This window comes from Treponema sp. UBA753 (assembly GCF_002297325.1).
Lineage (GTDB): Bacteria > Spirochaetota > Spirochaetia > Treponematales > Treponemataceae > Treponema_D.
Window position 1 is genome coordinate 1 of sequence record NZ_DBKJ01000088.1, and the last position, 7,348, is coordinate 7,348.

Sequence of the window (7,348 nt, forward strand, 5' to 3'; positions counted from 1 at the left end):
TCATAATCAGATTCAAAAAGATTTTTCATTGCGGAATTATTATAGAAGGAAATATAAGCCGTTTTTTTGTAAAATCGCCTGCCGAATTCCTTCATGACCCAAGTTTTTCCAACCTGCCGGGCTCCCATAAGAACTAGCGGTTTTCTGCTTGAGTTTTCTTTCCAGTTCTTCAAATCATTCAGTATGAATCTTTCCACGTCATAAATATAACACTTTTTAAGACCTAAAACAAGGCAAAATACACATTTTTTAAGACCTAAAATAATGAAGAAAGCTCATTTTTTAAGTTTTCATCACAAAATTATAGCAACACTTTTATTGTAGCAACAGCCTAAACCAGTTCTTCCCGCGTATTCCGGGAGTAAACTCCCTATAAATCTCGGCGGAATGCAGTATAATATGCTGCATGGCAAAAAACATAATTCTTTGCGACGACCATTCGCTTTTGAGAAACGGAATAAAAAACTGGATTCAATCTTATTCAAATTTCAAGGTTACGGACGAGGCCGGAACATGGGACGAATGTAAGAAAATCGCAGAATCGTTCAGCCACTGCAAAAACGCTGAAGATGCCGGCTGCGTTGCAATCGTTGATATTTCGTTTAAAGCGGAATTCACGAACAGAGGACACGAGGAGTATTGCGGTTTTGAAATTATCAAAATGTTTTCCGCTCTTGGCATTCCCTGCATTGCATATTCAAGCCACGATTCAGGCGGATTTGTTGAACACGCGACAAGCGCAGCAGTCGGCGCTAAAGGCTTTGTTTCTAAAAATGCAGACGAGACTGTTCTACTTGCCGCGCTTGAAGCAATCTCAGCTGGAAAAACATATATTCAGGCGGAACTCGTAACAGGACTTCTTGAAGTCCGCGACATTACACAGACTTTTACAAAAAAGGAAAAGCTGGTTGCAGAAAGCCTTACACTCTACAATACAAACGCCGATGTCGCCGCGACGCTTGGTATATCAGAAAAGACAGTCGTTAATTATCTTACGATTTTATATGACAAAGCGGGCGTTAAAAGCAAGTTGGAATTCCTTGAAAGAATGGGGCGTCTATGAAAAAAATCGGATTCACCGCAGCTTTAATTCTCGCAGCCGTTTTAGGAAACATCGCCACTTCATTTTTTTCTGCCGCGCTTGAACTGCCCGCTTTTTTTGATACAATTTTTACAGTTGCAATCACTTTTTACGCAGGGCTCGTTCCGGGCATTATTGCTGCAGCCTTCTCCAATCCTCTGATGACAGTTTTACGCTGCGCATTTTACGGAACAGAAATCTTCTATTTTGATTTTCTGTATTCTGTCTGCGGAATTTTTATTGTTCTTGCAACATGGACAATAAGCCGCAATAAAAAAGAATTTTTCTTTAGCCGTGCAGTCACCGTTCTTTACCTTCTGGTTATCGCATTCGCATCATCATTTTTAAGCTGTTTTTCCGCAAGCTTTCTCGACACATTCATCCGCCCGCTATTTAACAAATCTTCCGGATTTTCTGCAATCGATAATTTTTCCATCGCATTTCAAAAATTAAACTTCAACGTGTTTTTGTCCTACTTATTGCCACGGATTCCCCTTACCGTGCTTGACAGGCTTATCTGCACTTTTGCAGGCTTCGGCATATACCGTTTTGCTGAACAAAAATTCGGGAGCAACGCATGACGGAAGAATTGATTTACGCACTTAATCTTTACACATCGTTTTTTCTATTTTTGATTGCAGTCTGTTTTGCATCTTTTTTAATAATTCTGCTGATTTTAATACGAAACATAAAAAACAGAAAATTGCTAAAAGAAAACCACGCTTTTATTTCGGAAATCATTCAAACCCAGGAAGAGGAACGAAGGCGCATAAGCCAGGAACTGCACGACACGATAAGCCAGAACATAAAAACCCTTTTGCTAAAACAAAAAGAACTTGAAGCCACCTGTAAAGACGAAAAAATCCGCACGGAAATAGAAAAAATAATCAGCCTCGAAAAGCAAAATCAAACTGAACTGCGCTCCATCATTCAGAATTTGAATCTTCCTGTCCTAAAAGGCGCTCCTTTTAAAACGGTGATAAATGATTTGTGCGAGCAGTTTTCTTCTCAAAGCGGAATTTTCTGTTCATTTTTCGTTTCTAGTGATGTTCCTCTTGAAAAATTTTCAACCGGGCAGAAGCACCACATTTTGCGGATAACCCAGGAGGCCCTGAACAACGCAAAAAATCACGCAAACTGCAGCGAAACAAGCGTTGTTATACGAAAAGAAAATGACACAATCTGCATAATGATTTTTGACGATGGGCAAGGCTTTGATGTGAACAGCCGCAAGAACGATGTCGGAACGCACGGAGAACTTCACTTTGGAATGAGCGGAATGGAAATGAGGTCAAAGCTTTTAGGCGGCACGCTCAACATAAAAAGCGACAAGGAAACCGGAACAGAAGTGAGAGTTGAAATTCCAGGGTGAAAAATCAATTTTTTACAAGAACATTGCCATGTAAGCGTTTTTTTTGGGGACTACAAAAAAATAAACTGCTCCGAACCGTGTTTGTTGAATAATCATTTTAATCATTTGAAAGTTAGATTTTTCAGGACTGAACTCCCGTTTTTTACAAGGCTCAACTCTCAATACAAAATAAAAGCCTCCTTGTAGAATGATTTCCAAGTTTGAGTATTCGGACTAAGAAAGTCGGCAGACGGTAAGCGCGGAGGAAAAAGATGGGTATTTTTAGCGTTGTTTTTGGAGAATCCAAAACGGAAATAAATGTCGTAAATGTCCAGGAGGATAAAAATGATCCTCAGGCCAGAAAGATTGCAGGAAATGCAGTAATGCAGCTTCTTGAAAGCAATGAATTTTCGGCAGCCAGCGAGACTGCTCAAAAATATGCGGGAGCTTTCGGCGACGAGTTCATATATTTTTATCTTCCGGTTTCCAATTTCTTTAAGAAACTAAAAAATACAACTCAAGATATATATGATTTAGAGAATGGAGAAGATTTTAAATTCGCTGCTGATTTGGCTGAGGGTTCAAAAAAGATGCCATCCGATTTTGAGCTTACAGAGGAACAGGCACAGCAGCTTGTAGATGCAATAAATAAACTTAAGAAGAATCAGAAAAATGAGCACAAATCCATATATGACAAATACAAGCGTACAAAATCAAACAAGCAGCTTGACGAAATGAAACAAATAGAAAAACACTTGCTTGACGGCTGCTCCGCATTATTCGTCTATAAATGTGTGGCAGAAAATTTCGCATCTTACAAAGGTTTCAAAAATTTTCAAATTGGGCTCGGACTTACAGAAAAAGATTTCGCATTTCCAGGTCCTGATAAATCAAACGCATCTTCAAAATTTTCCTTTATGACAAGCCTTTCGGAAATGCCAGATGCAAAAGGCTTGTTCGCCGTCTATAAGCTTATATGCAGCTATCAGACTGAAAAGAAGAACACAGTTTCTGTTGGCGGCGGACTATGCTCTGCTTCAATCAATCTGAATAATGGATTTTTGTTTTTCGCAAAAAGCTGCAAAATTCGGCTTTCGTTCTCAGGAGAAAGAACACGTCTTTTTTCAATAAAAGGAAAAATCAATCTAAAAAAATATCCAGAGCTTTTAGAAAAAGCAAATTCCTTCAAACTTTGGAAGCCTATTGACGGAAAGCCTGAAATTAAGGTTGATTTTTCTTTTAGGAATGAAGAGTTCAAGCAAAAAATGGACGAAATCCCAGAAATAACAAAGACTATTGACGCTGAAAATGCAGAAATAAAAGCTGCCCTAACAGCAAAATAAGTCAGGACGGAAAACAAGTCATGGCTTGGACTGGACATTTTGTTGAAACAAATTACGAGGAACGTGCAGAATTTTTATATCACTTTTTAAAAATGCATGAAATCTGTACAAAAGACACAGAGAAAGCCTTTTCAGATACGCTTAAGTTCATTCTTGGCGGAATGATGATTAGGAAAGAGCCTCGTTATATTTCAGAAGGTGTTCAGGCATCTGAAAATGATTCCACAGACGAGCACACAATTCCTTGCAAAGTTTTGACAGATTATCTGATGAGAAAAATAAAAAACAGGAATACGTTTCCTACAAAAGAATTTCTTTCAGAATTCATAGAAAAACTTTCAGGAATTGGAAAAATCACGAAAGCAGAAAATAATAAATTAAGCAGAATCGGACTAAAACAAAAGTTGCCAGAAAAAATTACGCTTGATGATATTATCACTGGCTCTGTGAACCATGCGGTTCGTTATGAAAAAGCAGGAATAGTTTTCTTTGAAAAAAATTGAAATTTCACGAGGAGATAAATAATATGTCTGATTCAATTATAAAATTAATTATTTGTGCTTTTGGGGGACTTCTTGCCAGTGAAGGAGTTGTAAGACTTATCGGAAAATTCAAGTACGGCATTTGGGCAGCAATTTTGCCACCAGCGACTTGGCTCGAAATTATAAAAAAATATTTCATACTATTACTGATTATATTCCTGGCGGCAACTTTTGCGCTTTTCTTTTCAGGCATCATCAATTAACAATCTGAAACCTACGCAAAGATTTATTTTGCGTAGATTTTTTACGGGAGCTAAATAAATGAGAAAGATTACAATTTTTTTATTTCTGCTCTGTATCGCGATAAATATATCTTTTGCTGATTCAGAGTCGGATTTTGAATTTACTTCATATACTGATAAAAAAATCGGGAAGTACATACAAATTACAAAGTATATTGGCAATAACGCAAAATGTGAGATTCCCGAAAAAATCGGAAATTATCCTGTCTTGGAAATTTATTGCGGAGATTCTTTGTTCGCCCCAAAAAATAAAATCACAAAACTGGAACTTCCGAGTTCGCTTAAAAAAATTGGGAATAACACTTTTAAAAATCAAAATATAAAAACAGTAACAATTCCCCCTTTCTTAGAAACAATTGGAAGAGAAGCTTTTGCGGATTGTGGAATACAAAATCTGATTGTCCTGCCGAGAACTAAAAATTTGAGATTTAAGGCAGGGGCATTTAAGAATAATCATCTTACAAAATTAGATTTTCCTTCGAATGTCGATTATATTTTTGAAAATGGCGAGGGACTTTCTGCTCACACCTGGGGAATTCCTGATATGAGTAATCCGAGCTATCCAAATCCTGTATTTAGCGGGAATGATTTTGAAAGTTTTATCATTGAACCAAATTGGTATTCAGAGCCAATCATTAATTTTGGAAACACCTGGAGAAACTACAGCGGCGCAATTGACTATGAAGACTGGAGGGGAAAACTTCAGAAAGTTGTTTACAAACCTGGCTGCAGAAGTTTATCCGTGATTGCAAGCAAAACTGTAAAAAGCATCTCAATTCCAAAAAGCATCGGCATTGGTGAAAACGATAAACCTCTTAAACAATATCATGGAGCGGAATGGTGCACACCGAATATGACAATTGATGGAATAAAATATGAAAAAGGAATTAAGACTCGTATATGCGCAAGATTAAAGGAAAAAATCACATCTTTACAGAAATTAAACTTGGAAGATGACGGCATAGCAGTCTATGAAGTTCCAGATAATGCATATTGGTATTTTGGTGAACACGGGGAACCTGTAGGGGCTTATACTGACAGTCGAAAATAGCGAAAAGGAAAAACTTATACGGCAAAAACCCGGCCAATGCACGATTGAAAAAATCGGTGAATAAAACATGGAATAAAGAACTGGATTCTATCTTATTCCATCTGGCTTTATTGGAAAAAAACAAGGGAGAATGTTAAAAATCAAAATTAAGTAGAAAATCAAATAAATCTACTGTAACAATGCCTTTTTCATCGACAGAAGATTTCAGATTGTTTTTTGTAATTACGATTTTCTTAAAGGAATCGCCTATGTTGTAAAGTGATTTTTTTTCCTGAATCTCTTTTTCCGCCGAATCCAGGCTAAGAGCTGATTGGATGTAAAATTTTTGGTTTCCAGAATTGGCTATAAAATCCACTTCAAGCTGCTTTTGCGCATAGATATTTTTTCCGTTGGCATCACTGCGTTCTGTTTTTTCATTTATGTTCACCTCGCCCACATCAACCAAAAAGCCCCGGTAGCGAAGCTCGTTATATAAAATGTTTTCCATGATGTGAGTTTCTTCAATCTGACGGAAATTCAGTCTTGCGTTACGGACTCCTATATCTTCAAAATAAATTTTAAATGGAGAGGAAATATATTTCTTTCCTTTTATATTGAATTTTTTTGCCTTTGAAACTAAAAAAGCGTCTTCAAAATATCCGATAAAAGTTGTTATCGTGCTGTCAGTAATTTCCTTCTTTGTGAGCGTTTTAAAAGTATTGGCAAGCTTTAAAGCATTTACAGGCGAGCCAATCATAGAAGAAAGCATGTCAAACGTTTCTGCAAGCTCAGACTGCTTTCTGATTCCGTTGTGTTCAATTATGTCTTTTAGATATGTTTCCTCGCACAAATTGTTCAAATAAGAAAAACGTTCCTCATCAGTTTTCATCAAAGCGACCAAAGGAATTCCGCCTGTTACAATATATGACTTCCATGCTTCATCAGGTTTTAAATGCAAACCTTCGCAATATTCAGAAAAACTCAAAGGCAAAATATGAACCTCCGAGCCGCGTCCCTTAAATTCCGTAATAATATCAGATGAAAGAAATTTTGAGTTTGAACCGGTTACATAAATATCAAAATTTTCATGCCGCAAAAAACTGTTTAATGTTCCGACAAAATTTTCAAGCAGCTGAACTTCATCCAAAAGCAGATAAAAACTGTCACATTCATTTGTTTTTTCTTTTATGAACGCACGGAATTTTTTGGCATTTACTAAATAAGTTCCGTTTTTCTGCATAAGACGGGTTTCTTCTTCTGGAAAAAATGAATCAAGCAAATCTATGTCCTCGTCAGAATCAAAGGCAAATTTGATGACTTGATTTTCGGAAACTCCCTTGTTTTTAAGATATTCACAGAAAATCCTGTTCATTAAATAAGATTTGCCTGCACGCCTTGCTCCTGTGATTATTTTTATAAGGCCGTTCTTTTCACGGACAATCAAACGTTTGAGATAAATATCACGTTTAAAACTCATTTTTCTTCCTTCTAATGTTATTGCAAAAATTCCAAAGTCTTTGGCTAATTTCTAATAGGAATTTAGCAAAATTTTTTTTTCCATTCAAGTGCAATCGGCGGCAGCTTCTACGAATACGGCGGAAAAGCAAGAAAAAAATATGCGGAATAAAAAACTTTCCACTATACCTGAAACTTTTATTGAATTTTAAAACTTTTTCGGTTATACTAGAAACAAATGAAACAGATTGCGCTGGACAGATTCGGAACTGACGAAATAATTTCTCTTTACAAGGACAAGCCC

Annotated in this window: 10 protein-coding genes; 7 read left to right on the forward strand and 3 right to left on the reverse strand. The window is 36.8% G+C overall.

Annotated features, from left to right (window positions below):
* Positions 1 to 197, reverse strand: a 197-nt coding sequence (locus tag B4C08_RS07730) for an AAA family ATPase (protein ID WP_296664259.1), incomplete at its 3' end; no start/stop codon positions are given.
* 209 nt (positions 198 to 406) lie between these two features.
* Here B4C08_RS07730 and B4C08_RS07735 point away from each other — a divergent pair.
* The 7 genes from B4C08_RS07735 to B4C08_RS07765 all read left to right on the forward strand — a co-directional run bounded on the left by B4C08_RS07735 (position 407) and on the right by B4C08_RS07765 (position 5,610).
* Complete coding sequence (locus B4C08_RS07735) at positions 407 to 1,063, forward strand: LuxR C-terminal-related transcriptional regulator (protein ID WP_296664260.1); 657 nt, start codon at positions 407 to 409, stop codon at positions 1,061 to 1,063.
* Complete coding sequence (locus B4C08_RS07740) at positions 1,060 to 1,662, forward strand: hypothetical protein (protein WP_296664261.1); 603 nt, start codon at positions 1,060 to 1,062, stop codon at positions 1,660 to 1,662. The genes B4C08_RS07735 and B4C08_RS07740 overlap by 4 nt, the downstream gene beginning before the upstream one ends.
* On the forward strand, positions 1,659 to 2,453 hold the full coding sequence (locus B4C08_RS07745; RefSeq protein WP_296664262.1) for a sensor histidine kinase: 795 nt from the start codon (positions 1,659 to 1,661) through the stop codon (positions 2,451 to 2,453). The genes B4C08_RS07740 and B4C08_RS07745 overlap by 4 nt, the downstream gene beginning before the upstream one ends.
* A gap of 251 nt (positions 2,454 to 2,704) precedes the next feature.
* Positions 2,705 to 3,775: a hypothetical protein gene (locus B4C08_RS07750; RefSeq protein WP_296664263.1), complete on the forward strand. Its 1,071-nt coding sequence runs from the start codon at positions 2,705 to 2,707 to the stop codon at positions 3,773 to 3,775.
* Between the two features lie 20 nt (positions 3,776 to 3,795).
* Positions 3,796 to 4,278 (forward strand): hypothetical protein, encoded by a 483-nt coding sequence (locus tag B4C08_RS07755; RefSeq protein ID WP_296664264.1) that lies wholly within the window; start codon positions 3,796 to 3,798, stop codon positions 4,276 to 4,278.
* Positions 4,279 to 4,301: 23 nt separating this feature from the next.
* A complete protein-coding gene (locus B4C08_RS07760) occupies positions 4,302 to 4,520 on the forward strand; it encodes a hypothetical protein (RefSeq protein WP_296664265.1) in 219 nt (72 codons plus the stop codon).
* A gap of 58 nt (positions 4,521 to 4,578) precedes the next feature.
* Positions 4,579 to 5,610 (forward strand): leucine-rich repeat domain-containing protein, encoded by a 1,032-nt coding sequence (locus B4C08_RS07765; RefSeq protein WP_296664266.1) that lies wholly within the window; start codon positions 4,579 to 4,581, stop codon positions 5,608 to 5,610.
* Positions 5,611 to 5,743: 133 nt separating this feature from the next.
* On the opposite strand, the gene B4C08_RS07770 is transcribed toward B4C08_RS07765, so the two are convergent.
* The gene (locus B4C08_RS07770) at positions 5,744 to 7,066 is read right to left on the reverse strand and encodes an ATP-binding protein (RefSeq protein WP_296664267.1); all 1,323 of its coding nucleotides are present in this window, start codon (positions 7,064 to 7,066) and stop codon (positions 5,744 to 5,746) included.
* A partial coding sequence (locus B4C08_RS07775) for a hypothetical protein (RefSeq protein WP_296664268.1) occupies positions 7,056 to 7,348 on the reverse strand: 293 nt, incomplete at its 5' end. The genes B4C08_RS07770 and B4C08_RS07775, both read right to left, overlap by 11 nt.

What these genes read in the sequence shown, in the direction of transcription:
- B4C08_RS07735 (WP_296664260.1), top strand. Translation starts at nt 407, where the DNA reads ATGGCAAAAAACATAATTCTTTGCGACGACCATTCGCTTTTGAGAAAC.
- B4C08_RS07740 (WP_296664261.1), top strand. Translation starts at nt 1,060, where the DNA reads ATGAAAAAAATCGGATTCACCGCAGCTTTAATTCTCGCAGCCGTTTTA.
- B4C08_RS07745 (WP_296664262.1), top strand. Translation starts at nt 1,659, where the DNA reads ATGACGGAAGAATTGATTTACGCACTTAATCTTTACACATCGTTTTTT.
- B4C08_RS07750 (WP_296664263.1), top strand. Translation starts at nt 2,705, where the DNA reads ATGGGTATTTTTAGCGTTGTTTTTGGAGAATCCAAAACGGAAATAAAT.
- B4C08_RS07755 (WP_296664264.1), top strand. Translation starts at nt 3,796, where the DNA reads ATGGCTTGGACTGGACATTTTGTTGAAACAAATTACGAGGAACGTGCA.
- B4C08_RS07760 (WP_296664265.1), top strand. Translation starts at nt 4,302, where the DNA reads ATGTCTGATTCAATTATAAAATTAATTATTTGTGCTTTTGGGGGACTT.
- B4C08_RS07765 (WP_296664266.1), top strand. Translation starts at nt 4,579, where the DNA reads ATGAGAAAGATTACAATTTTTTTATTTCTGCTCTGTATCGCGATAAAT.
- B4C08_RS07770 (WP_296664267.1), bottom strand. Translation starts at nt 7,066, where the DNA reads ATGAGTTTTAAACGTGATATTTATCTCAAACGTTTGATTGTCCGTGAA.